The following is a 23929-nucleotide window of genomic DNA, read 5'->3' on the forward strand; positions in this document are numbered from 1 at the left end:
GCGATGCCTCGCGTGCCTGTTTTCGTTCCCCTCGCGCGTACCGCGCGTGTTTTTCGTCAGCCGCTAGAATAGGTGTTTGCTCCGGCGCCGACGCACTCGAATCTCATGTCCGACACACTCATCGAATCTCCCGAAGAACTGGACGAGTCGAAATTCGTCACGTTCGAAGGCTCGCCGTTCCAGCTGTATCAGCCCTATCTTCCGGCGGGCGATCAGCCCGAGGCCATTGCCACGCTCGTCGAAGGCATCGAGGACGGTCTCTCGTTCCAGACGCTGCTCGGCGTTACCGGCTCGGGCAAGACCTTCACGATGGCCAACCTGATCGCGCGCATGGGGCGCCCGGCGATCGTGTTCGCGCCGAACAAGACGCTCGCCGCGCAGCTCTACGCCGAATTCCGCGAGTTCTTTCCGCGCAATGCGGTCGAGTACTTCGTCTCGTACTACGACTACTACCAGCCGGAAGCGTATGTGCCGCAGCGCGATCTCTTCATCGAGAAGGATTCGTCGATCAACGATCACATCGAGCAGATGCGGCTGTCCGCCACCAAAAGCCTGCTCGAGCGCCGCGATGTCGTGATCGTGGCGACGGTGTCGGCGATCTACGGTATCGGCAATCCGTCCGAGTATCACAAGATGATCCTGACGCTGCGCACGGGCGACAAGCTCGGCCAGCGCGACATCATCGCGCGGCTGATCGCGATGCAGTACACCCGCAACGAAGCCGATTTCTCGCGCGGCACGTTTCGCGTGCGCGGTGACACCATCGACATTTTCCCGGCGGAGCACGCGGAAATGGCGGTGCGCGTCGAACTCTTCGACGACGAAGTCGAAGCCATGCAACTGTTCGATCCGCTCACCGGCCGCGTGCGCAACAAGATTCCGCGTTTTACCGTCTATCCGTCCTCGCACTACGTGACGCCGCGCGATACCGTGATGCGTGCCGTCGAGGCAATCAAGCTGGAACTGCGCGAGCGGCTCGAATTCTTTCACTCGCAGGGCAAGCTCGTCGAGGCGCAGCGCCTCGAGCAGCGCACGCGCTTCGATCTGGAAATGCTGCAGGAACTCGGCTTCTGCAAGGGCATCGAGAATTATTCGCGGCACTTTTCCGGCGCGATGCCCGGCGAGCCGCCGCCGACGCTCGTCGACTATCTGCCGCCGGACGCGCTCATGCTGCTCGATGAATCACACGTGCTGATCGGCCAGTTGAACGGCATGTACAACGGTGACCGCGCGCGCAAGGAAAATCTCGTCGATTACGGTTTTCGCCTGCCGTGCGCGCTCGACAACCGGCCGCTCAAGTTCAACGAATTCGAGCGCAAGATGCGCCAGGCCGTGTTCGTGTCGGCGACGCCCGCCGACTACGAAAAGGGCAAGGCGGGGCAGGTGGCCGAGCAGCTCGTGCGGCCGACCGGGCTCGTCGATCCGGCCATCGAAGTGCGGCCCGCGCGCTCGCAGGTGGACGACGTGCTCTCCGAAATCCATGCGCGCGTGGCCGTGCACGAGCGCGTACTCGTCACCGTGCTCACCAAGCGCATGGCCGAGCAGCTGACCGAATTCCTCGCGGACCACGGCGTGAAGGTGCGCTATCTGCACAGCGACATCGACACGGTGGAGCGCGTGGAGATCATCCGCGATCTGCGGCTCGGCACGTTCGATGTGCTCGTCGGCATCAACCTGTTGCGCGAAGGGCTCGACATTCCGGAAGTCTCGCTCGTCGCGATTCTCGATTCCGACAAGGAAGGCTTCCTGCGCGCCGAACGCTCGCTGATCCAGACCATCGGGCGCGCGGCGCGTAATGTGAACGGCAAGGCGATTCTTTACGCCGACAACATGACCGACTCGATGAAGCGCGCCATCGACGAAACCGAGCGGCGCCGCGCGAAGCAGATCGCGCACAACGAGAAAATGGGCATCACGCCGCGCGGGGTCGAGAAGCGCATCAAGGACATCATCGATGGCGTCTACAACGCCGACGAAGCCCGCGCCGAGTTGAAGGAAGCGCAGGTGCGCGCGAAGTTCGAGGACATGAGCGAGAAGCAGATCGCGAAGGAAATCAAACGCCTCGAAAAGCAGATGATGGATCACGCCAAGAATCTCGAATTCGAGAAGGCGGCCCAGACCCGCGACCAATTGGCGCTGCTGCGACAGCGCGTGTTCGGCGCGAATGTCGGCGACCATGTGAGCGGTATCGGCGGAAAGTGAGTCAGGTAAGCTTGTTGTAATTGTTTCCCGGCGGCAAAACCAAGAAGCACGACGAACCCACGCGTTCGCCGTGCTTTTTTATCGCGCGTGCACGCTCGCTCGGGGCGCGAAAAGCCTTACCGCGCCTAGGTTTGTAAGCTTGCTCAAATTGTTCCGGGGGTCGATAGATGATAAACTGCCAAGCATTGAGAATGGTTCGTATTAACGTTCACAGAGTTATGCTAACGCTGCCTTAGCGCCGCTCTGCCAGGACGCCGGTCCGAACCGTTCCAACGGGAGGTATGCGCCGGTCCGGCATTCAGTGGCAAGGCTCGCGTATCGCGCGCCAGTCGATAACAAGAAGGAGTTTCTGATGGGTTCAACGTTGATGCGCGGCCTGGTCGCCGCCGCAGGTCTGACGGCGATGATGGCCGCCTCCGCCGCCGAATATCCGATCGGCAAGCAGCATATCGAGGGCGGCATGGAAACCGGCGCCGTCTACCTCCAGCCGATCACGATGTCGCCGGAAGGCATGATGCGCAAGGCGTCGGATTCGGACATCCACCTCGAGGCGGACATTCACGCGGTCAAGAACAATCCGACCGGCTTCGCGGAAGGCGACTGGATGCCGTATCTGAACGTGACGTATGAACTCACGAAGGTCGGCTCGACGCAGAGCGTCAAGGGCGACCTGATGGCGATGGTCGCGAGCGACGGCCCGCACTACGGCGACAACGTGAAGCTCTTCGGTCCGGGCAAGTATCACCTGAAGCTGCACATTTCCCCGCCGACGGAAACGGGCCACATGGCGTTCGGCCGTCACACGGACAAGGAAACGGGCGTGGGCCCGTGGTTCAAGCCGTTCACGATCGAATACGACTTCCCGTTCGCGGGCATCGGCAAGAAAGGCGGTTACTGATCGCCGGTAGCGCCCGGCGAAGTGCGCCGGGCGCGTTCATTCTCAGGAAGTCCGCATGAAACTGACAAGCCAGGCGGCCGCGCTCGCGTTGACGCTGTTCGCCGCGGCCGCGGGCGCCAACGTGGCGCACGCCGCCGATCTGCCGACGTTCAAGCTCGAAATGAACGACGGCAAGCTCAACCCGGCGCGCATCGAAGTGCCGGCCGGACAGCGCATCAAGATCGAAGTGCACAACATCGGCAAGGGCGCCGCCGAGTTCGAAAGCGTGCAGTTGCGCAAGGAGAAGGTCCTGGCGCCAGGCGCCGATTCCTTCGTCGTGATCGCGCCGCTGGATCCGGGCGAATACAAGTTCTTCGACGACTTTCATCAGAGCGCGCAGGGCGTGATCGTCGCGAAGTAACTGTGTTGCCGAGGTAACGAAACGCGCCGCGCGGGCTGTCGTCGCGCGGCCGGTTGAAGTGGAATGGCTGGAGGAATGGTATGGGGCAGGTACTTTTCATCGTGTGGCGGGAGAGCGTCGAGGCGTTGCTCGTCGTCGGCATTCTCTACGCGTGGCTGAAGAACGGCGACCATCAGGCGCGCCGCGGCCTGCCTTATCTGTGGTTCGGCGTCGCGGCGGGTCTGATCGCGGCGATCGCGCTGGGCGCGGCGCTCATCGGTTTCACCGAAGTCCTCTCGGGCAACGCGCAGGATTATTTTCAGACGGCGATGGTGCTCGTCGCGTGCGTGCTGATCGTGCAGATGGTCCTGTGGATGAAGCGGCACGGGCGCACGCTCAAGCGCGACATGGAATCGTCGCTGCAGAAGAGCACGCAGGACGGTCACTGGTGGGGCATCGCGCTGCTGGTGGCACTGGCGATCGCGCGCGAAGGCAGCGAGACCGCCGTGTTCCTTTATGGCGTGGGCTTCGGGCAATCGGGCCACGTCGACGCGTCGCAGTACGTGGCGATCATCATCGGCTTCGGGCTTGCGCTGCTGACGTTCTATATCTTGCAGCTGGGCGGCAAGATCTTCTCGTGGCGCACGTTCTTCCGCGTCACCGAAATCATGCTGCTGCTCCTCGCGGCGGGTCTGTTCGAAACGGGCGTCGACAAGCTTATCGACATGGAAGTGCTGCCGGTCATCGTCAATCAGGTGTGGAATACGTCCGCGATTCTCGACGATTCGAGCACCTTCGGTTCGCTCGTCGCGACACTCACGGGTTATCGCGCGCATCCGGCGGGCATGAACCTCGTTGCGTACGCGGTCTACTGGATCGTCATTTATCTTCTGCTGCGTCATTCGAATAACCGGATGGCGCAAAAACAAAAGGCGGCAAGCCGGCCAGCATGAGTTCCGTCCTAACCAGACCGGGCCGGCTTCAACAAGCCGGCCAATGGATGCAGCGTCACGGCAGCACGATCCGCGGAATTCAGTGGGTCGTGGTTGCCGTTTATGCGTTTCTGATCATCGTGCCGGCCGTGATGCCGCTGCCGGATGGCTCCGCGCATCTGTGGAACAACCTCACGCTCGCCGCGCAGTTCGTGTTCTGGGGCATCTGGTGGCCGTTCGTGCTGCTCTCGATGGTGATGCTCGGCCGCGTCTGGTGCGGCGTGCTGTGTCCCGAAGGCGCGTTGTCCGAGTTCGCGAGCAAGTTCGGCCGCGGCTGGGCGATTCCGCGCTGGATGCGCTGGGGCGGCTGGCCGTTCGTCGCCTTCGGCCTGACGACCATCTACGGACAGATGGTCAGTGTCTATCAATATCCGAAAGCCGTGCTGCTCGTGCTTGGCGGCTCGACCGTCGGCGCGATGATCGTCGGCGTGTTGTACGGCCGCGAGAAGCGCGTGTGGTGCAAGTATCTGTGCCCGGTAAACGGCGTGTTCTCGCTGCTCGCGCGCCTCGCGCCGTTCCACTTCAAGGTGAGCGAAGACGCGTGGCGCCGCTCGTACACGCAGGGCGAACACGGTCATCGCGTGATTCCGATCAACTGCGCGCCGCTCGTGCCCTTGCGCAACATGAAGGGCGCCGCGGACTGCCATATGTGCGGCCGATGCAGCGGCCATCGCGATGCGATCGCGCTCACGTGGCGCTCGCCGACCGAGGAAGTCGTCTCGCTCGGTGACAAAGCAGCGAACCCGTGGGACACGGCGCTCATTCTGTACGGTCTGCTCGGCATCGCGATCGGCGCGTTTCACTGGACCGTGAGCACCTGGTTCGTCGATCTGAAGCAGTATTTCGCCGCCTGGCTCATCGATCACAACATTCTCTGGCCGCTCGATACCAACGCGCCGTGGTTCCTGTTCACGCATTATCCGGAGCAGAACGACGTCTTTTCGTGGCTCGACGGCACGATGGTGATCGGCTATATCGTGGTGACGGGACTCGTCTACGGCACCGCGCTGCTGGCGCTCCTCGCCATGAGCACGCGCATGCTCGGCAAGCTGAACGCGACGCGCCTGCATCATCTGACGCTCTCGCTGATTCCGCTCGCGGGCTGCGGTGTGTTTCTGGGTCTCTCGGCGACCACGGTGTCGCTGTTGCGCGCCGAACACGTGCCGCTCTGGTGGGTGACGGACCTGCGGCTGGGCTTGCTGTTCGTCGCCAATGCGTGGAGTGCGTGGCTCGCCTGGCGCGTGATCGGCCGCTATGCGACGACGCTTGGTCGAAGGCTCCCGTCGATGGTATGGTTTGTCGCTGCGCTGGCCGTCGCGGACAGCGCGTGGTACCTGATGTTCTGGGGCTTCAGCCGATAAACCGATAACCCGATCAACCGTCCACGAGAGCACGAAGTGAGAACCAAACCCGTATTGACCGACGACGACGTCAAAGCGATGGCCGCCGCCGCCGAGGCGCATGCCAGGGAACACCACTGGAACGTGACGATCGCCATCGTCGACGATGGCGGACACTTGCTGCATCTGCATCGTCTGGAAGGGGCGGGCGCGAGCACGGCCGAAATGGCGACGGGCAAGGCGCGCACTGCGGTGCTCGGGCGCCGCGAGACCAAGGTCTACGAAGACACCATCAAGCAGGGCCGCACGGCGTTTCTCTCCGCGCCGCTGACCGCGATGCTCGAAGGCGGCGTGCCGATTTTCGTCGGCGCGGATATCGTCGGGGCGGTGGGCGTGTCGGGCGTGAAGTCGGAACAGGATGCGCAGATCGCGCGCGCCGGCATTGCGGCGTTGGGAATCGAGAACGTCTGAGCAAACGAAAACGGCACGCCTTCGCAAGGAAGGACGTGCCGTTGTTCGATGAATCATCATGGCGCTGCCGCTCATTGCACGACTTTTGTCGCTTCGAGCTGGCGGATCGCGCTGGCGCGGGAACCAAAAAAAGCGGCTTCGCTTGCTATCGACGACTGGCTGGTGTTTGCACGAAGGGGTCTAAATTCTCGCGTGCAAGTCGTCCTCGCTGGCTAAGGCCAAACACCTCTTGGCGAGGTGGTCCCCACAATACCCGGTGCTTACTGCGTGTTCTTGCCGCTCTAGCCGTTACTTCGTCAGGATCAGCTTGCCCAGACGCGTGGCGCGCAGCTGATAGATCTCCCCGTTATGCACGATGCTCACGTGGCTGCGTCCCTGCAGCAGCGCGTCGCTTTTGAGCGACCGCTCGCCGTTGCTCTCCGCCGCCTGCGCGACATGCACCGTCGTGATGGCCGTGGCCTTCGGGCGGGTAATCGCGGCGTCGCGGACAGCCGGGCGGCGCAGCCTGAGCGTAGAGGATCGCAGCGTGTCGGTCATGTCTGGAAGTGTGCGTTCGTTGATTCGATGGGTCTATAGTAAATGATAATTATTCCTATTTGCAACTAGAGTTTTGCATTGAAGCACAACTTTTGATAGCCGCACTCGATGCGGCGGCGAATCATTCGCAGCCGCATCGGGAAGGCGTTCAGTGCAACGGGTTTTCGCCCTTGCGGCCGTGCGCGAACTGGCGAATCAGCCGCACGGTGTCGATATCTGATTCGCGATACGCCGACTTCACGATCTCCTGCGTCTGACGCTCGTCGGGGCTCGGATTGGCGTTATCGGGCAGCGTCGTGCTGTAGGTGAAGCGCAGAAAGAGTTGAAGCTCGTCGGGCTGCTCGATTGTCATCGTGAGCGATCCGCCGACGTATTCCGCGGTCGGCAGGATGTCGTAGCGCACGTTCGAGCCGGGCGTGAGCGTCACGCGATCGCGCACGACGGCTTGTCCGTAGTGGAGTTCGCGCTCTAGCACGTCGCCGTCGCGCGAGAGGATGTTGCAGCTATCCAGCCCCAGCACGAACAGTTGCGGCTGCTCGGCGCGCAGCACGAGCCCTTCCCAGAGCTGATCGCGCGTGAGCGTATCGACTAGCGGGTTGAGCGGATCGTTGATCTGGATCAGGTGTTCGAAATTCAAGACGACGGTTCCTTGGACGTTCGTTGTGCCCGCGATGCCTCACTGCGGCGCAAGATCGGACGCGATGTGAATCGCGCCGGACAGCACCTTGTGTATGGGGCACGCATTGGCGATTTGCAAAAGGCGTTCCCGCTGTTCGTCGGAGAGAGCGCCTCCGAGCGCGATGCGGCGATCGATGTTCGTGCCTTCGGCGGTGCTCTTCATCGACAATTCGACATGCACCGATTCAAGCGGCCATTCCTTGCGCTTCGCGTACATCTTCAGCGTGATGGACGTGCAGGCGCCCAGACTCGCGAGCAGGAGCGACGCGGGTTCCGGACCGGTGTCGCCGCCACCGAGACTGGCGGGTTCGTCGGCGATCCATTCGTGCGTTCCGTCTTTGAGACGGACTTGAAAATCGGTATTGCCGATGCTGGCGGTCACGGAAGGTCCGGCCATGCGCTGCTCCTGTTGTGGTCCGACTGCGAGAATGACTACGCGAGAATGAACGAAAACGGCGCGGTCAAAACGGTCATTGTGACGCAATGTGACCGTTCATGCCGCGCCGTTTCGCTGGATTTAACCACGCCGTTCAGGCGAGGCTCAGTGCTGACTCAGTGCTGACTCAGTGCGTAATTGCGCCCATGCGTCCCGCCTGATAGTCGACGACGGCCTGACGAATCTCGTCCTCCGTGTTCATCACGAACGGGCCGTAGCGCACGACCGGCTCCTTCAGCGGCACGCCGCCGATCAGCAGCAGTTCGACGGGCTCGCCGCCCGCGGCGAAGGAAATCGTGTCGCTGTCGTCGCGGAAGATGATCATCTGCTGCGCGCGCACCGGCTGATTCTGCGGACCATAGAGCGCCGTGCCCGAGAGCGGATACGCGAACACGCGAAAATCGCGCGGTACGGTCAGGTCGAGCTTCGCGCCGGGCTTGAGCGAGAAATGCTGATACAGAATCGGCGTGCGGGTTTCGATCGCCGCCTTCACGCCGAGCGCTTCGCCCGCGATGACCTTCACGCTGGCCTTGCCGTCCGCGCTGGTCGCGACCGGAATCTTCGCCGACGGAATCTCCTGATAATGCGGCGCGATCATCTTGTCGCGCTTCGGCAGGTTCACCCATAGCTGCAGGCCATGCACGCGGCCGCCCCGGCGCGTGAATTCCTCGGCCGGCATCTCGCTGTGCACGACGCCCGCGCCGGCCGTCATCCACTGCACGTCGCCGGGTCGCAGCGTGCCGGAATGTCCCGCCGAATCCTTATGGCCGAATTCGCCGTCGAGCATGTAAGTGACCGTCTCGAAGCCGCGATGCGGATGATCGGGCGCGCCTTTCGCCTCGCCGGGCGCGTAATCGGCGGGGCCCATTTCGTCGAGCAGAAGGAACGGGTCGAAATCCATCAGAAGACGGGTCGGAAACGGGCGATGCACGACGAATCCGCCGCCCTCGACGGTGCGGGTCGCCGGAATGATGCGCTCGATGCTGCGGCTGGTGGACATGTTGTCTCGCCTCGAAATAGGGGAATAGCGATGAATTTGATACACAGAGCTATTATATGGGCCGCATTTCGCCGTAAAAGACGCCGTGGCGCAATGGATTGTCCCGCTGGCGATAACGAACCGCCTCACACGCCGAAATCATGAAAGCCGACTCGCACGACCTGAACGATCTGATGTATTTCTCGCACGTCGTCGAGCACGGCGGATTTTCGGCCGCGGAGCGCGTGCTCGGCATCTCGAAGTCGCGCCTGTCGCGTCGTGTGTCCGAGCTCGAGGCGTCGCTCGGCGTGCGCCTCTTGCAGCGCTCCACGCGCAAACTTGCGCTGACCGAAGCCGGGCAGCTCTTCTATCAGCATTGTCAGGCGATGCTCGCCGAGGCCCAGGCGGCGGTCAACGTCGTGCAGAGCCTGCGCGATTCGCCGCGCGGCACGGTGCGCGTGAGCGTGCCGGTCACCGTCGCGCAGACGTTTCTCTCTGCCGTGATGCCGGATTTCATGCACCGCTATCCGGAAGTGCGCATCGTGTTGCGCGTGACGAACCGTGTCGTCGACTTGTTCGAAGACGCGATCGATGTCGCGCTGCGCGTGCGCTCGGAGCCGCCCGCGAGCTCGAATGTCGTCGCGCGGCCGCTGTGGCGCACGGAGCAGATGCTGGTCGCGGCGCCGTCGCTGCTCAAGTCGAATGCGCCGCCCATGACCCCCGCCGATCTCGCGCAATACGACACCATCGACATGCCTTCCGCCGACGGCCGCTATGTCTATCGCCTGATTGCGCCGGACGGCACGCGCCACGAGTTCGAGCACGAGCCGCGGCTCGTCACGGCGGACCTGTCGATGATCCGCGAGGCCGTGATGCGCGGCGTCGGCATCGCGGCGCTGCCCGAGATGATGTACGGCGCGCCGTTGCGAACCGGCCAGTTGTCGCCGGTGATGCCCGGCTGGACCTTTCCCTCGCCGCAGCTCTATGCGGTTTTTCTGTCGCGGCAGGGCATGGTCCCGGCGGTACGCGCGTTCGTGGATTTTCTCGTCGAGTCGATCGGCAGCGGTCAGCGCTTTCCCGGAGAATGTCCTGTTCACGAAACGCCGGAACGCGAAACAGTTTGAACGCAATGCGCGGCGCTCATGCTTTATGACATTGAAGCACGCGCTTGCGATGGTCAGATTCAATTGAACGGCAAATTTCCCGGCTGTATATTGAGGACTCTTTCGCTACGGAGCTCCTATGCGAAAATTCACGGCTGCTTTTATGGTAAGCCTGATAGGGTTGATTGCGTTGTCCGTGTCGACCACGGCTGTCGCATGTGACGGCACTTCCGGTTCCGGCTATTCGAGCCCAAAGTGACCGCCTCGCCCGAATGCGCCGAGCGCGCAACAAAAAAGGCCTTCATCCGACGATGAAGGCCTTTTACTTTGGGGCTCGCGTTTGGGTCTTGCGTTTGAGCTTTTTTTTAAGTCGCATGTTCCGCCGCGCCCGCGAAGGGGCGCACCGAAACCTTATTTGCCGCTCTTGGGCTCGGTGACGAAGCCGATCTTCGTCAATCCGCCCGACTGCGCCGCCGACATCAGATCAGCGACCTTTTCATACGCCACCTTGCGGTCCGCGCGCAGATGAATCTCCGGCTGCGGATTCTGCTGCGCGGCCTGTGCGATGCGCGCGTTGAGCGTGGCTTCGTCGACCGGCTTGTCGTCCCACAGCGTGGTGCCGTCGGCCTGAATCGCGATATTCACGTGCTCCGGCTTCTCGTCCTGCGGCTGGCTGCTCGCGTGCGGCAGGTCGATCTTGACCGCGTGGTGCATCGCGGGAATCGTGACGAGGAAAATGATCAGCAGAACCAGCATGACGTCGACGAGCGGCGTCATGTTGATCTCGCTCATCATGCCGTCGTCTTCGTCACCGGCGAAAGGGCTCATGGCCATGATGCGAACCTCCTTCGCTTAACTGACGCGCGTCGCGAGACGCAGGCTGTCGGCCGAGGCGTTCGCCGGGCGCTTGGTCGACGAGAGCTTCGCGCCCGTCACGAAGAAGGCGTGCAGACCGTGCGCGAAGCGATTGAGCTTCGTGACGATGCCCTTGTTCGCGCGGGTGAGGGCGTTGTAGCCGAGCACCGCCGGAATCGCGACGAACAGGCCGAACGCGGTCATGATGAGCGATTCGCCGACCGGGCCCGCGACCTGATCGATGGACGTCTGGCCCGTCGCGCCGATGGTCAGCAGCGCGTGATAAATCCCCCACACGGTACCGAACAGCCCCACGAACGGCGACGTGGAACCGATCGACGCGAGCACCGCGAGACCCGACTGCATGCGGCCGACGCCTTCGTCCATCACGTCCTTCAGGCAGCGCGTGATCCAGTCCGACACGTCCATGCGGTCGTGCAGATGCGGTTGCGTCTGATGATGATGCTCGGACGCTTCCTGACCTGCGAGCGCGAGCGCGAGATACGGGTTGTCCGCCGGGCTCGACGACTGGCTGCCGAGCTTCTTGATGCCGTCGTTGAAGTCGTCGGAGTGCCAGAACGCCTGCTCGGCGTTCTTCGTGAGACGCTTCAGCCGCACGACGTTCCACGCCTTCACGACGATCACCGTCCACGACAGCACCGACATGATCACGAGCGCAAGCGCGATGCCCCGCGTCACGAAGTCGCCTTGCGCCCAGACGTGCGCAATCCCGTAGTTTTGCATTTCTCTTTCCTTGTATCTAAATGAACCGGTCAGTCGTTCAGACTGAATACGAATGGCACCGTGGCGGTCGCGCGAATCGCTTCGCCATTTTCCTTGTACGGGCTGCACGCGCTGCCGCGTACCGCCTCGAGCGCCGCATCATCGAGACGCGACGAGCCGCTGCTCTTCTGCAGCGTGACGTTTTCGATCTTGCCCGAGAGGCCGACAGTCAGCCGCACCGTGGCCGTGCCGGTTTCGCCGCGACGCTTCGCCATCGTCGGATAGTCTGGCTGGGCGATGTTACAACTCAGATGGGCGACGTTCTTGGGCGCGGCGAGATCCATGCTCGGCTTGCCGATAGCGGGCGCGGCGGGCGCCGGCGCCGGTTGCGGCGGCGCGGGCGGCGTGGGTTCGGGCGCGGGCGCGGCGATCTGCGACGGTGCTTCGGCCACTGGCATCGGCGTGGGCTTCGGCTCGATCTTCGGCTTGACCTTGGGCTTGGGCAGCGGCTTCGGCACGGGCTGCGGAACCGGTTTCGGCGGCGGCGTTTCGACGGCAACGGGTTGCGGCGCGGGCTGCGGCGTTTCGCTGATGAGCTGGGCCGTGATCGATTTCGCTTCGATCGGGCGCGGCAGCGGCTCGTTGCGCGCGGTCATCGCGACGCCCAGAAGCACGGCGTGCATAACGACGACAGCCACGCAAGCCGCGATGACGCGCGGACTCGTGCTGGTTGCCGGCGCCGTCTGGAATGCGGCGGGAGAAGTGGTCGGGGACTGCATTCTTATTGGCTGCTTGCGATGCTGCGTAGGGTGCCGATGGCGCTGCGTTCCAGGTTCAACTCGAAATCCAACGAACGCACGCGCTCGGCGTGGAGGAAACCAGACGTCATTTTCGGAAAATAAGCAGGGAGATAAACAGGGTGGTCACGAAACCGATCAGCAATTCCATCGTTCCCTCCAGGGGTCGGGGTTGCGCGGCTGGCTAAAGTGACCGGATGTTCGAAGGTAACCTGGCTTGCGGGAGGCGATTAATGACCGAACGGCACGGGCAAGTGACGATCGAGTCACAATCGAGCGCCGTCGATTGCGCGGCACGGACCGCGCGGGATACTGCGGGATGCCTCAGGCGGCCTGGCGCTCGTAGAACGTGAGCGGCGCCACGACTTCCCGCTGCTCGACGCCGCAGCGCGATGCGCAGACACCGCTTTGTTCCATCACGTCGCGAACGCTTTCTTCACACTTGCCGCAGCACATGGCCACGCCGAGTTCGAACTGCAACTCGTCGAAGGAGTCGATTCCGCCGGCGATGGCAGATCTGATCTTGCGGTCGGACACTGATTTGCAGACACAGACAATCATGATCGTTCGCGATAGCTTGCGTTAATGCGAATTATTATCATTCAGTATCAGCGCCTTTGCAAGCGGGGCTCTGTGTTTTTTGTAACAGAGCCGGCGAGTTAGCGAGTTTATTGCTAGGAGCCTTGTGCGGCGGGGCAAAGCGCCCGCCGGGGATGGCGCGGCGCGAGAGAAACCCTCAGACGATGTGGGGTTCAGCGAGGCGCGTGCGGCGCGAAGGAATGTCGACGTGTTCGACTCGCGCGTCGAGTTGCAGCAGCGAGGCGGCAAGCTGACGCTGCGATTCGCCGTCGGCGGTGGAGCAGAAGCGCGGGAGCGCGTCGGACGGCTCTGCGCTGTTTTTGAGGGCATGAACGTCGAGCAGACGTTCGAGCTGACGCGCAATGGCGACGCTCGTATCGACGATTTTCAGCCGCTCCCCGGCGATGTCGCGGATCGCGCGGTCGAGAAAAGGGTAGTGCGTGCAGCCGAGCACGAGGGTGTCGGCGTTCGCGTCGAGCATCGGCGTGAGGTAGCTTTCGAGCAACGCCATCAGCGCCGGCGACGACGTGTCGCAGCGTTCGACCGCCTGAACCAGGCCGTGGCCGGGCTGGCAAATGAAGCGGCAATCGCCGGCATGGCGTTCCAGCAACGACTGGAAGCGCGCCGAGCGCAAGGTGACGGCGGTGGCCAGCACGCCGACGACGCGCGTGGCCGAAATAGCTGCGGCGGGCTTCACGCCCGGCTCGACGCCGACGAGCGGAATCGGCAGACGCTCACGCACGAGCGCGATCGATTGCGCGGTGGCCGTATTGCATGCGACGACGAGCGCCTTCGCGCCTTGTCCGACCAGCCACGCGCCGATCGCCATCGTGCGGTCGACGATGAAGTCATCGTCGCGCTCGCCGTATGGCGCGTGAAGCGAATCGGCGACGTAGATCAGGCGCTCGCGCGGCAGCGTCGCGCGCACGGCGCGAAGCACGGACAAGCCGCCCAGACCGGAATCGAAAATGCCGACCGGCGCGCTCGCGTCGGACGCGGCACGCTCGTTCGGCTTTACAGAAGGTACTACGCCTGACATCTGCTTATTCGTGGTCGCCCATCATGGTCTGCTGATAATTCTGAATACCGACCTTGTCGATCAGATCCAGTTGCGTTTCCAGCCAGTCGATATGCTCTTCGGTGTCGTGCAGGATCTTCTCGAAGATCTCGCGCGAGACGAAATCGCGCACGGATTCGCAATACGCGATGGCTTCCTTGCAGGTGGACTGGGAAATCTGCTCGAGCTTCAAATCGCACTCGAGAATTTCCTTCGTCTCCTCGCCGATCAGCAGCTTGTGCAGGTCCTGCAGATTCGGCAGACCGTCGAGCATGAAGACGCGCTGAATCAGCCAGTCGGCGTGCTTCATCTCGCCGATCGATTCGTCGTACTCATGCTTGTTGAGCTTGTCCAGCCCCCAGTGCTGATACATCCGGGCGTGCAGGAAGTATTGGTTGATCGCGGTCAGCTCGTTTTTCAGCTGTGCGTTCAGAAATTCGATGACTTTTGCGTCGCCTTGCATGATTGTTCCTTTTTTGTAGCGCGGGGCTTTGTGGCAAAGATAAACCTTGAGCGTGACAATGCCAAGGTTGGTGAGAATTTTTTGTTTCAGACAAAACTGAGAATGAAAATCTCTATCAATTAGAGACTTCCAAATAAAAGAGCCGGGCAGTTCGCCCGGCTCTTTCAACTGTAAGCGGTATAAACCGCCATTAATCGCGACTCAAGCCGTTGCGACCGGGACTTTTCCGATTTTTGCTTGCCATTCGGCAGGGCCCGTTTTGTGAACGGACGTGCCGTTCGAATCGACCGCGACGGTGACCGGCATATCCTGCACGTCGAACTCGTAGATCGCTTCCATGCCGAGGTCTTCGAACGCAAGCACCTTCGCCTCGCGGATCGCCTTCGACACGAGATACGCCGCGCCGCCCACGGCCATCAAGTACGCCGCCTTGTGCTTGCTGATCGCCTCGATCGCGACGGGGCCGCGCTCGGCCTTGCCGATCATCGAGATGAGGCCGGTTTGCGCGAGCATCATCTCGGTGAACTTGTCCATGCGCGTAGCCGTGGTCGGGCCCGCCGGGCCGACGGCTTCGTCGCGCACCGGATCGACCGGACCGACGTAATAGATCACGCGGTTCGTGAAGTCGACCGGCAGCTTTTCACCCTTCGCGAGCATGTCGGCGATGCGCTTGTGCGCGGCGTCGCGGCCCGTGAGCATCTTGCCGGAGAGCAGCAGCGTCTGGCCCGGCTTCCACGCGGCAACCTGTTCCGGCGTGAGCGTGTTCAGGTCCACGCGCTGGCTCGTCTCGGTGTTCGGCTCCCAGTTGACCTTCGGCCAGTCGTCGAGCGACGGCGCGTCGAGCTTGGCGACGCCCGAGCCGTCGAGCGTGAAGTGCGCGTGGCGCGTGGCCGCGCAGTTCGGGATGATCGCGATCGGTTTGCTCGCCGCGTGCGTCGGCGCGGCCATGATCTTCACGTCGAGCACGGTCGCGAGGCCGCCCAGACCCTGTGCGCCGATGCCGAGCGCATTCACCTTCTCGTACAGCTCGACACGCAGTTCCTCGATCCAGTCTTGCGGCCCGCGCGCGATGACGTCCTGAATGTCGATGGGGTCCATCAGCGATTCCTTCGCCATGACCATCGCCTTTTCAGCCGTGCCGCCGATGCCGATGCCGAGCATGCCCGGCGGGCACCAGCCCGCGCCCATCGTCGGCACGGTCTTCAGAATCCAGTCGACGATCGAGTCCGACGGATTCAGCATCGCGAACTTCGACTTGTTCTCCGAGCCGCCGCCCTTGGCCGCGACCTGCACGTCAACCTTGTCGCCGGGCACGATCTCGTAGTGAATGACGGCCGGCGTGTTGTCCTTCGTGTTCTTGCGCGCGCCTTCGGGCGGGCTCACGATCGATGCGCGCAGCACGTTGTCGGGGTTCAGATAACCGCGGCGCACGCCTTCGTTGATCATGTCGGTGACGCTCATGGTCGCGCCGTCCCATCGCACGTCCATGCCGACCTTCACGAACACCGTGACGATGCCCGTGTCCTGGCAGATCGGGCGCTTGCCTTCGGCGCACATGCGGCTGTTGGTCAGGATCTGGGCGATCGCGTCCTTCGCGGCCGGGCTCTCTTCGAGCTCGTAGGCGCGGCCGAGCGCCTGGATGTAATCGAGCGGATGGTAATAGCTGATGTACTGCAGCGAATCAGCGATGCTCTGGATCAAATCTTCCTGTTTGATGACGGTCATGGCTTGGGCTCTGGGGACGGGAATCTTTCTGTGTCGGCGTTCGGGTGACGCCGTGGTCAGTCGAGTGCGCCGCGCGCCACCGTTTCGCTATGGAAATGGCGCGGATGCGTATGCGTGGTCAGCCGGTCGACGTACGCCATGATGAGCGCGGAAACGAGGAACGCGACGTGAATGATCACCTGCCACAGCACGGTGTGAAAGGTGTGCTGGTCCGGGTTGATGAAGGTCTTGAGCAGATGAATCGACGAGATGCTGATGAGCGCCATCGAGAGCTTCACCTTCAGCACGCCGGCGTTGACGTGATCGAGCCATTCCGGCTCGTCGGGATGGCCCTCGACGCCCAGCCGCGACACGAAGGTCTCATAGCCGCCCACGATCACCATGATGAGCAGGTTCGAGATCATCACCACATCGATCAGGCCGAGCACGACGAGCATGATGTTGGTTTCGTCGAGCGTCATCGCGTGCGTGACGAGGTGCCAGACTTCCTTCAGAAACAGCACGACATACACGGCCTGCGCGACGATCAGGCCCAGATAGAGCGGCACCTGGAGCCAGCGGCTCATGAAGATGATCTTCGGCAGCGCTTTCATCGCGGCGGGCCGAGCGTGCGCGGGGGAGTGCTTGGGAGCGGACATGGGCGGCTTTTCAGTCGATGCGGATCGGACCGGAAATGATGACGGACGAATATGACAGACCAGAACCGCGATGCAGCAGGGCACGCGTGGAAGCCGCGCGTTCGCGGTCTGGAAAGCCCGCTATTGTAGCGCGTCGTCGCAAGAGGCTTGAGAACGCGCCGAATCAGGGCTCAAATGCCGTGTTCGTTCGACACCGCTCCCGCCGCACGCGGCTTGAGACTCGCGAGCCCGATTCCCGCGACGACGCAAGCGAGTGCAACGCCGTGCGCGAGCGTCGGCCGTTCGCCGAGAAATGCGATGCCATAGAGCGCCGCGGCAACCGGCAGCACGGCGCAGAACACGCCTGCGAGACTGCCGTCGACGCGGCGGATGCCTTTCATCCACAGCCAGAACGAGAAGATGCTCGCCGAGAGCCCGTACCAGACGACGAGCGCCCAAGTGCCCGTATCGACGCCGCGCCAGTCGAAGCCGGCGCATGCGGTGAGACCGAGCGGCAACATCAGCAGAAATCCGATGCCGTGCGTGTACGCGCAGATATCGATGGCGGACAGCGTCTGCGTGAGCCGGCGCGAGAGGATCACGTAGAGCGATTCGCAGCACACGGCGCCGAGCACCATCAGGTTGCCGGTGAGCGAGCCGCTCGCGCCATCGCTGCCGCCGCCGCTGCTTTGCGCCACGTTGATGACGAGCACGCCCGCGATCGCGAGCCCGATCGACGCGAAGGCGCGGCCGTTCGGCTTCTCCTTCAGGAAGATCCACGCGAAGAGCGCGACCACGGCCGGAATCGTGCTCGTGATGACGCCCGCCGCGACCGCGCTGGTGCGCGCGACGCCGCCCAGCATCAGCAGCGTGAAGCCGAAGGTGCCGAAGAACGCCTGCAGGAACAGATTGATCCATTCGCCGCGCGCGACGCGTTTCATCTTCGACGGACGCAGCAGCGGCCACAGCACCACGAGCGCGACGACGAAGCGCAGCAGCGCGAACAGCGGAACGGGAACGAAGGCGACGATCGACTTGCCGATGCCGACGTTGCTCCCGACGAGCAGCATGGCCGCGATCAAAAGAAAGGCGTAGCGATTCAAGCTGGATACCGCGCGGGTTGATCAGTTACGATTGTGGGGACGCATTGTAGAAGCCGCGCGGACTCCGTGTATACCCCGTGCCAGCCGGACGGTTCACGTAAGAAGCGGGTAAGTTGGGCGGCTTATCTTGAAATCGATGCAGGATGTCCATCGCGCCGAGTGCGCTTAGGGATTTGAGTTCGCCGTGCCGCCCGGCGCGGTCAGACTGGAGACAAGGTTCGGCCCGGAAACGCCCCGCGCGTGGCCGCTTCCGAACCTCATAACATGCGGCGCACGCAGCCCATTCAGCGATGCGCGCGCCGCCGGATTTGGAATCACCATCAGAGGGGTTGTCGATGTCTGCGATCGAATCGGTTTTGCATGAAAAACGTGTGTTCCCGCCGTCAGCCAAGGCTGCTGCGGGAGCGGCAATCTCCAGCATGGACGCGTACCGTGCGCTCGTCGCGGAAGCCGAGCGCGACTACGAAGGCTTCTGGGCGCGGCTCGCGCGCGAAACGCTCGCCTGGCACAAGCCGTTCACCAAAGTGCTGGACGAATCGAAGGCGCCGTTCTACACGTGGTTCGAAGACGGCGAGCTGAACGCGTCGTACAACTGTCTCGACCGTCACGTCGAAGCGGGCCGCGGCAACGACAACGCGATCATCTTCGAAGCCGACGACGGCACCGTCACCAACGTCACCTATCAGGACCTGCTCGAACGCGTGTCCCGTCTCGCCAACGCGCTCAGGAAGCGCGGCGTGAAGAAGGGCGACCGCGTCGTGATCTATCTGCCGATGTCGGTGGAAGGCGTGGTCGCGATGCAGGCCTGCGTGCGCATCGGGGCGACGCATTCGGTCGTGTTCGGCGGCTTCTCGTCGAAGTCGCTGAACGAGCGTCTCGTCGATGTCGGCGCGGTCGCGCTCATCACCGCCGACGAGCAAATGCGTGGCGGCAAGGCGCTGCCGCTCAAGAGCATCGCCGACGAAGCGCTCGCCGCGGGCGGTTGCGAGGCGGTAAAGAACGTCATCGTGTATCGCCGCACGGGCGGCAAGGTCGCGTGGACCGAAGGGCGCGACGAGTGGCTGCACGAGATCGTCGAGAACGAACCGGCGAAGTGCGAGCCGGAGTGGGTGAGCGCCGAGCATCCGCTTTTCATTCTGTACACGTCGGGTTCGACGGGTAAGCCCAAGGGCGTGCAGCACAGCACGGCGGGCGTGTTGCTGTGGTCCGCGCAGACCATGAAGTGGACCTTCGACATGAAGCCGGGCGATGTCTTCTGGTGCACGGCGGACATCGGCTGGATCACGGGCCATAGCTATATTGCGTACGGGCCGCTTGCGATCGGCGCGACGCAGGTCATGTTCGAAGGCGTGCCGACCTATCCGCACGCCGGCCGTTTCTGGGAGATGATCGACCGCCACAAGGTCACGATCTTCTACACGGCGCCCACGGCGATCCGCTCGCTCATCAAGGTGTCGGAAGCGGACGCGACGGTGCATCCGAAGAGCTACGACCTGTCGACGCTGCGCATTCTCGGCACGGTCGGCGAGCCGATCAATCCGGAAGCGTGGATGTGGTATCACGAGAACGTCGGCCGCGGTCAGTGTCCGATCGTCGATACGTGGTGGCAGACCGAAACCGGCGGCCACATGATCACGCCGCTGCCGGGCGCCACGCCGCTCGTGCCGGGCTCGTGCACGCTGCCGCTGCCGGGCATCATGGCCGCTATCGTCGATGAAACCGGTCAGGACGTGCCGAACGGGCAGGGCGGCATTCTCGTCGTCAAGCGTCCGTGGCCGTCGATGCTGCGCAACGTGTGGGGCGATCCGAAGCGCTATCAGACGAGCTACTTCCCCGAGGAACTCGGCGGCAAGCTCTATCTCGCCGGCGACGGCGCGGTGCGCGACAAGGAAACCGGCTACTTCACGATCATGGGCCGCATCGACGACGTGCTGAACGTCTCCGGCCACCGTCTCGGCACGATGGAAATCGAATCGGCGCTGGTCGCCAATCCGATGGTCGCGGAAGCGGCGGTCGTCGGCCGTCCGGACGACACGACCGGTGAAGCCGTGGTGGCGTTCGTCGTGCTGAAGCGCGCGCGTCCGGAAGGCGATGAAGCGAAGCAGATCGCCACCGAACTGCGCAACTGGGTCGGCAAGGAGATCGGCCCGATCGCGAAGCCGAAGGACATCCGCTTCGGCGAGAACCTGCCGAAGACGCGTTCCGGCAAGATCATGCGGCGGCTGTTGCGTTCGCTCGCGAAGGGCGAGGAGATCACGCAGGACGTCTCCACGCTGGAAAACCCCGCGATTCTCGATCAGCTCGGCGAAGCGCGTTGACCGTCCTTCGACCGCGCCGCATTGCTGTGCGGCGCGGTCGATCCTTATTGCCGACGCCATGCGGTTTTGGTAAATAACCGCATGGCCATTCCTCCCGCCGATTCCCCGGCTCCGACACCCGCGACACCCGCCTGCGCGCCGCCCGTCACGGCCGCGATGGCGCGCGCGCATCGTGCGTACTGGCGCTTCAACATCGCGCTGATCGTCGTGCTGATGACGATCGGCTTCGTCGTCTCGTTCGGCTTGCCGCTTTTCGCCCAGCGTCTCAACAACGTGCGCGTCGCGGGCTTTCCGCTGCCGTTCTATTTCGGCGCACAAGGCGCGATTCTCGTGTATGTCGCGCTGATCGCGGTCTATATCGTCCTGATGCAGCTCGCCGATGCGCGCCTGTTGCGTGTCGCGCGATCCGAACAGGGCGGCGCGGCATGAAGCTCACGAACCGGCTCATCGTCTACTACGCGCTCTATACGCTCGGCTTCCTGCTGTTCATCTTCCTGATGGAGCGCATCGAGCGCACGACGGGTCCGGGCATGTGGATCGGCTACGTGTTCCTGTTCGTGCCGATCGCGGTGTATGCGGTGATCGGGCTCCTGTCGCGAACCTCCGATCTCGTCGAATACTATGTCGCGGGGCGGCGCGTGCCGTCCGCGTTCAACGGCATGGCGACGGCGGCCGACTGGCTGTCGGCGGCGTCGTTCATCGGTCTCGCCGGCTCGATCTACGCAAGCGGCTACGACGGCCTCGCTTACGTGATGGGCTGGACGGGCGGCTACTGTCTCGTCGCGTTTCTACTTGCGCCGTACGTGCGCAAGCTCGCGCGCTACACGATCCCCGACTTTCTCGGCACGCGCTTCTCCAGCAACACCGTGCGCGCGCTCGCGGCCATCGCGGCGATTCTCTGTTCGTTCGTCTATCTCGTCGCGCAGATTCAGGGCATCGGGCTGATCGCGTCGCGCTTCATCGGCATCGAGTTTTCGATCGGCATCTTCTGCGGGCTCGCGGGCATTCTCGTGTGCTCGTTTCTCGGCGGCATGCGCGCGGTCACGTGGACGCAGGTCGCGCAGTACATCATCCTGATCAGCGCGATGCTCATTCCCGTCTCGATGATCGCGCATCGCGAAGGGCTGGGCTGGTTCCCGCAACTCAATTACGGGCGCGTGATGGAGCGCGTCGAAGCGCTCGAACGCGCGGTGGCGGTGTCGCCCGACGAAGCCCGCGTGCGCGCCGATTATCAGCGTCAGGCGGCGGGCATCCAGCAGCGCATCGACGCGCTGCCGCGCTCGTTTCATGAAGAGCACGCGCGCCTCGTCGCGGAAATTGCCGAATTGCGGCGGCATAACGGGCCGCTGCGCGAGATCAACGAGCGCGAGCGCGAACTCGCGGCGTTTCCACACGATCCCGCCGATGCCCAAGCCAAATGGACCCGCGAACGCGATGCGCTGAGCGAGCGCGTCGCCGCTCCTGTGCCGATGGCCGAGGCCTTCCCGCCGGGGTCGGCCGGGGACGAGAGTCCGCGCGTGCATCAGGTGAACTTTCTGTCGCTGCTGCTGTGTCTGTCGCTCGGCACGGCGAGCCTGCCGCACATTCTCACGCGCTACAACACGACGACGTCGGTGGCGTCGGCGCGTCGCTCGGTTGGCTGGACGCTGTTTTTCGTCGCGCTGTTTTATCTGACGGTGCCGGTGCTCGCGGTGCTGATCAAGCATGAAATATTGACGGGGCTGGTCGGCCATCGCTTCGCCGATCTGCCGCAATGGGTGATGCAGTGGCGGCGCGTGGAGCCGTATCTGATCCGCATCAGCGACGTGAACGGCGACGGCATCGTGCGCTGGGCGGGCATCCAGATGCAGCCGGACATGGTGGTGCTGGCGGCGCCCGAGATCGCGGGATTGCCGTATGTGATCTCCGGGCTGATTGCGGCGGGGGCGCTGGCGGCGGCGTTGTCGACGGCGGACGGGCTTCTGCTGACGATCGCCAATGCGCTGTCGCACGATGTCTATTACTGCATGGTCGATCGCCGCGCGACGAGCCAGCGGCGCGTGACCATCTCGAAGATTCTGCTGCTGGGCGTGGCGTTGCTGGCGTCGTACGTCGCGTCGCTCAATGCGGGGAACATTCTGTTTCTGGTGGGGGCGGCGTTTTCGCTGGCGGCCTCGAGCCTGTTTCCGGCGCTGGTGCTCGGCGTGTTCTGGAAGCGCACGACGCAGCGCGGCGTGATCGCGGGGATGATCGCGGGGCTGGTCGTGTGCGTGTACTACATCGTGTCGACGTATCCGTTCTTCATGCAGCTGACGGGCTTTGCGGGGCCGCGCTGGTTCGGCATCGAGCCGATCAGTTCCGGCGTGTTCGGCGTTCCGGCGGGTTTCGCGGTGGCGATCGTGGTGAGTCTTTTCGATCGGAAGCCGGATGCTTATACGCGCGCGCTCGTGGATTACATTCGCCACCCGTAGGGGCTGGCGCGGGCGCGGGAACTTGGTATAATCGCGGACTTCCGGAGAGATGGATGAGCGGTTTAAGTCGCACGCCTGGAAAGCGTGTATAGGGTAAAACCTATCGGGGGTTCGAATCCCCCTCTCTCCGCCAGAATTGCAAGCCCTTGATCTTCAAGGGCTTTTCTTTTTTCTCAGGCGTTCCAAAGCCTTATATGCAATTCACGCGACGTCCGCCACACGCGGCAGACTTGCGACCTCTCGGTTCCGGCAAACCGTTCGCGTCCGTTCGAACTCATCGTGTGTGTAAAGCGGCGCGCTGCGATTGAATCGCGCGCGCCTAACGCGCCGCGCAATCTTTAGCTATGCCAATAAATCGACGCACTAACATAATCGTCGACGACAGAGCGCGCATATCCACATCAAAAGGGATCAAAAAAGAGAAGTGTCGTAAGAGCAGTGGGTGACGCGTTTGACTGCGCCTCTAATAATGCTCGATAAATCGAGCACATGGCAGAGCGCAGCGCCGCGTGCGGCCCACCTCTTACGACATCACAAGAATAGTCGATTCAGATTGAAATGGAATCGGAATAGTCGAGAAGTGCGCGCCATCCAACTTTTAATCGAAGCGAAAGCGAACCGTCAGCGCCGAGCAGTTTTCGCCCGCGAGGACGGTCGCGGCTCGTGGGCGAACGCGGCGATCGGATCGTCTTGCCCAGCCGCGCTCTTGGCCTGAAGCGCGGCGTGGTGTGATTTCAGGCTCGCGTGCGCATCGGCTTGCTTCTTGTGCGTTGCGACAACGGCTTGAGTGTGTTGGGCGCGCTCAACATGCTTAACACGCTCAACTCGGTCAGCACGTTCAACATGTTCAACACGCGCAGCAGGCCGAACGTGCGCGAGATCCGAAGTGCTGATCCACTGCTCGGTGTATTTCGCCCAGGCCGGCGCGCCGCTGCTCAAAAGCCCGAGAGCGACCGGAATCAGAAGCGCTTTTCGTGTCCGCATGATTTTCTGGTTATCCGAAAAGGACCGCATTAGAGCGGCTCGAAGCCAGAAACGCGTTCGGACGAGTCCTAATTCCCCAATTAGGATGTTGCCGATCGACCAAACAGTCGCTTCACGCTGTGCCAGAACACGCGCCAGCGGCCCGGCGTGTCGGCGCGCGACGCATCCCGATCGCGCTCCCAGTTCTGCGGTTCGTTGCGCGGCTGAGTGACGAGTGTGCCGAAATACATGACGGACTCCCTG

General features: G+C 63.0%; 25 protein-coding genes and 1 tRNA gene. 11 read left to right on the plus strand and 15 right to left on the minus strand.

Annotation, left to right across the window (positions count from 1 at the left end; all coding sequences use genetic code 11):
* Nucleotides 1-105: 105 nt before the first annotated feature.
* The 6 genes from uvrB (at nt 106) to BRPE64_RS04995 (ending at nt 6282) form a co-directional block, all read left to right on the plus strand.
* On the plus strand, nt 106-2202 hold the full coding sequence (gene uvrB, locus BRPE64_RS04970) for an excinuclease ABC subunit UvrB (RefSeq protein ID WP_044041969.1): 2097 nt from the start codon (nt 106-108) through the stop codon (nt 2200-2202).
* 352 nt (nt 2203-2554) lie between these two features.
* Nucleotides 2555-3100 (plus strand): iron transporter, encoded by a 546-nt coding sequence (locus BRPE64_RS04975; RefSeq protein WP_084675721.1) that lies wholly within the window; start codon nt 2555-2557, stop codon nt 3098-3100.
* 55 nt (nt 3101-3155) lie between these two features.
* Nucleotides 3156-3500, plus strand: coding sequence for a cupredoxin domain-containing protein (locus BRPE64_RS04980; protein WP_016344947.1), 345 nt, complete (start codon nt 3156-3158; stop codon nt 3498-3500).
* Between the two features lie 80 nt (nt 3501-3580).
* Nucleotides 3581-4432: an FTR1 family iron permease gene (locus BRPE64_RS04985; protein ID WP_016344948.1), complete on the plus strand. Its 852-nt coding sequence runs from the start codon at nt 3581-3583 to the stop codon at nt 4430-4432.
* Nucleotides 4429-5832 (plus strand): 4Fe-4S binding protein, encoded by a 1404-nt coding sequence (locus BRPE64_RS04990; RefSeq protein WP_173405435.1) that lies wholly within the window; start codon nt 4429-4431, stop codon nt 5830-5832. The genes BRPE64_RS04985 and BRPE64_RS04990 overlap by 4 nt, the downstream gene beginning before the upstream one ends.
* 36 nt (nt 5833-5868) lie before the next feature.
* On the plus strand, nt 5869-6282 hold the full coding sequence (locus tag BRPE64_RS04995; RefSeq protein WP_044041259.1) for a GlcG/HbpS family heme-binding protein: 414 nt from the start codon (nt 5869-5871) through the stop codon (nt 6280-6282).
* Between the two features lie 288 nt (nt 6283-6570).
* Here BRPE64_RS04995 and hemP read toward each other — a convergent pair whose 3' ends face one another.
* The 4 genes from hemP to BRPE64_RS05015 form a co-directional block, all read right to left on the minus strand.
* Entirely contained in the window at nt 6571-6819 is a 249-nt protein-coding gene (gene hemP / locus BRPE64_RS05000) for a hemin uptake protein HemP (RefSeq protein WP_016344951.1), read from the minus strand.
* Between the two features lie 148 nt (nt 6820-6967).
* Nucleotides 6968-7456, minus strand: a complete 489-nt coding sequence (locus tag BRPE64_RS05005; RefSeq protein ID WP_016344952.1) for an SRPBCC family protein — start codon at nt 7454-7456, stop codon at nt 6968-6970.
* A gap of 39 nt (nt 7457-7495) precedes the next feature.
* Nucleotides 7496-7894 carry an OsmC family protein gene (locus BRPE64_RS05010; RefSeq protein ID WP_044041260.1) on the minus strand — a complete coding sequence of 133 codons (399 nt, stop codon included), beginning with the start codon at nt 7892-7894 and terminating at the stop codon, nt 7496-7498.
* A gap of 166 nt (nt 7895-8060) precedes the next feature.
* Entirely contained in the window at nt 8061-8933 is an 873-nt protein-coding gene (locus BRPE64_RS05015) for a pirin family protein (RefSeq protein WP_016344954.1), read from the minus strand.
* A gap of 140 nt (nt 8934-9073) precedes the next feature.
* Between BRPE64_RS05015 and BRPE64_RS05020 the strand changes: the two genes are divergently transcribed.
* On the plus strand, nt 9074-10036 hold the full coding sequence (locus BRPE64_RS05020) for a LysR family transcriptional regulator (protein ID WP_016344955.1): 963 nt from the start codon (nt 9074-9076) through the stop codon (nt 10034-10036).
* 390 nt (nt 10037-10426) lie between these two features.
* On the opposite strand, the gene BRPE64_RS05025 is transcribed toward BRPE64_RS05020, so the two are convergent.
* From BRPE64_RS05025 to BRPE64_RS05065, 9 genes are all read right to left on the minus strand, one after another.
* Nucleotides 10427-10849 carry an ExbD/TolR family protein gene (locus BRPE64_RS05025; protein ID WP_016344956.1) on the minus strand — a complete coding sequence of 141 codons (423 nt, stop codon included), beginning with the start codon at nt 10847-10849 and terminating at the stop codon, nt 10427-10429.
* 18 nt (nt 10850-10867) lie between these two features.
* Nucleotides 10868-11614, minus strand: coding sequence for a MotA/TolQ/ExbB proton channel family protein (locus BRPE64_RS05030; protein WP_016344957.1), 747 nt, complete (start codon nt 11612-11614; stop codon nt 10868-10870).
* 29 nt (nt 11615-11643) lie between these two features.
* Complete coding sequence (locus BRPE64_RS05035) at nt 11644-12372, minus strand: energy transducer TonB (RefSeq protein WP_044041261.1); 729 nt, start codon at nt 12370-12372, stop codon at nt 11644-11646.
* Between the two features lie 342 nt (nt 12373-12714).
* Nucleotides 12715-12951, minus strand: a complete 237-nt coding sequence (locus BRPE64_RS05040; protein ID WP_044041262.1) for a (2Fe-2S)-binding protein — start codon at nt 12949-12951, stop codon at nt 12715-12717.
* 175 nt (nt 12952-13126) lie between these two features.
* On the minus strand, nt 13127-14008 hold the full coding sequence (gene murI, locus BRPE64_RS05045; protein WP_016344960.1) for a glutamate racemase: 882 nt from the start codon (nt 14006-14008) through the stop codon (nt 13127-13129).
* Nucleotides 14009-14012: 4 nt separating this feature from the next.
* Nucleotides 14013-14489: a bacterioferritin gene (bfr, locus tag BRPE64_RS05050; protein WP_016344961.1), complete on the minus strand. Its 477-nt coding sequence runs from the start codon at nt 14487-14489 to the stop codon at nt 14013-14015.
* A gap of 201 nt (nt 14490-14690) precedes the next feature.
* Nucleotides 14691-16214: a fumarate hydratase gene (locus BRPE64_RS05055; protein WP_016344962.1), complete on the minus strand. Its 1524-nt coding sequence runs from the start codon at nt 16212-16214 to the stop codon at nt 14691-14693.
* Between the two features lie 56 nt (nt 16215-16270).
* Nucleotides 16271-16852 carry a TIGR00645 family protein gene (locus BRPE64_RS05060; RefSeq protein ID WP_044041263.1) on the minus strand — a complete coding sequence of 194 codons (582 nt, stop codon included), beginning with the start codon at nt 16850-16852 and terminating at the stop codon, nt 16271-16273.
* Nucleotides 16853-17022: 170 nt separating this feature from the next.
* Nucleotides 17023-17934 (minus strand): DMT family transporter, encoded by a 912-nt coding sequence (locus tag BRPE64_RS05065; protein ID WP_016344964.1) that lies wholly within the window; start codon nt 17932-17934, stop codon nt 17023-17025.
* A 335-nt stretch (nt 17935-18269) separates the two neighbouring features.
* Here BRPE64_RS05065 and acs point away from each other — a divergent pair, with 335 nt between their 5' ends.
* The 4 genes from acs to BRPE64_RS05085 all read left to right on the plus strand — a co-directional run bounded on the left by acs (nt 18270) and on the right by BRPE64_RS05085 (nt 22835).
* Nucleotides 18270-20252: an acetate--CoA ligase gene (gene acs / locus BRPE64_RS05070; RefSeq protein WP_016344965.1), complete on the plus strand. Its 1983-nt coding sequence runs from the start codon at nt 18270-18272 to the stop codon at nt 20250-20252.
* An 81-nt stretch (nt 20253-20333) separates the two neighbouring features.
* Nucleotides 20334-20681, plus strand: a complete 348-nt coding sequence (locus tag BRPE64_RS05075) for a DUF4212 domain-containing protein (RefSeq protein WP_069915695.1) — start codon at nt 20334-20336, stop codon at nt 20679-20681.
* Nucleotides 20678-22702, plus strand: a complete 2025-nt coding sequence (locus BRPE64_RS05080; protein ID WP_016344967.1) for a sodium:solute symporter family protein — start codon at nt 20678-20680, stop codon at nt 22700-22702. Before BRPE64_RS05075 ends, BRPE64_RS05080 begins: the two co-directional genes overlap by 4 nt.
* A gap of 43 nt (nt 22703-22745) precedes the next feature.
* Nucleotides 22746-22835: transfer RNA gene (locus BRPE64_RS05085), tRNA-Ser, on the plus strand.
* A 488-nt stretch (nt 22836-23323) separates the two neighbouring features.
* On the opposite strand, the gene BRPE64_RS05090 is transcribed toward BRPE64_RS05085, so the two are convergent.
* The gene (locus tag BRPE64_RS05090; RefSeq protein WP_044041264.1) at nt 23324-23716 is read right to left on the minus strand and encodes a hypothetical protein; all 393 of its coding nucleotides are present in this window, start codon (nt 23714-23716) and stop codon (nt 23324-23326) included.
* 50 nt (nt 23717-23766) lie between these two features.
* Complete coding sequence (locus BRPE64_RS33160; RefSeq protein WP_016344969.1) at nt 23767-23916, minus strand: hypothetical protein; 150 nt, start codon at nt 23914-23916, stop codon at nt 23767-23769.
* Nucleotides 23917-23929: the final 13 nt, after the last annotated feature.

Source organism: Caballeronia insecticola (assembly GCF_000402035.1).
GTDB lineage: Bacteria > Pseudomonadota > Gammaproteobacteria > Burkholderiales > Burkholderiaceae > Caballeronia > Caballeronia insecticola.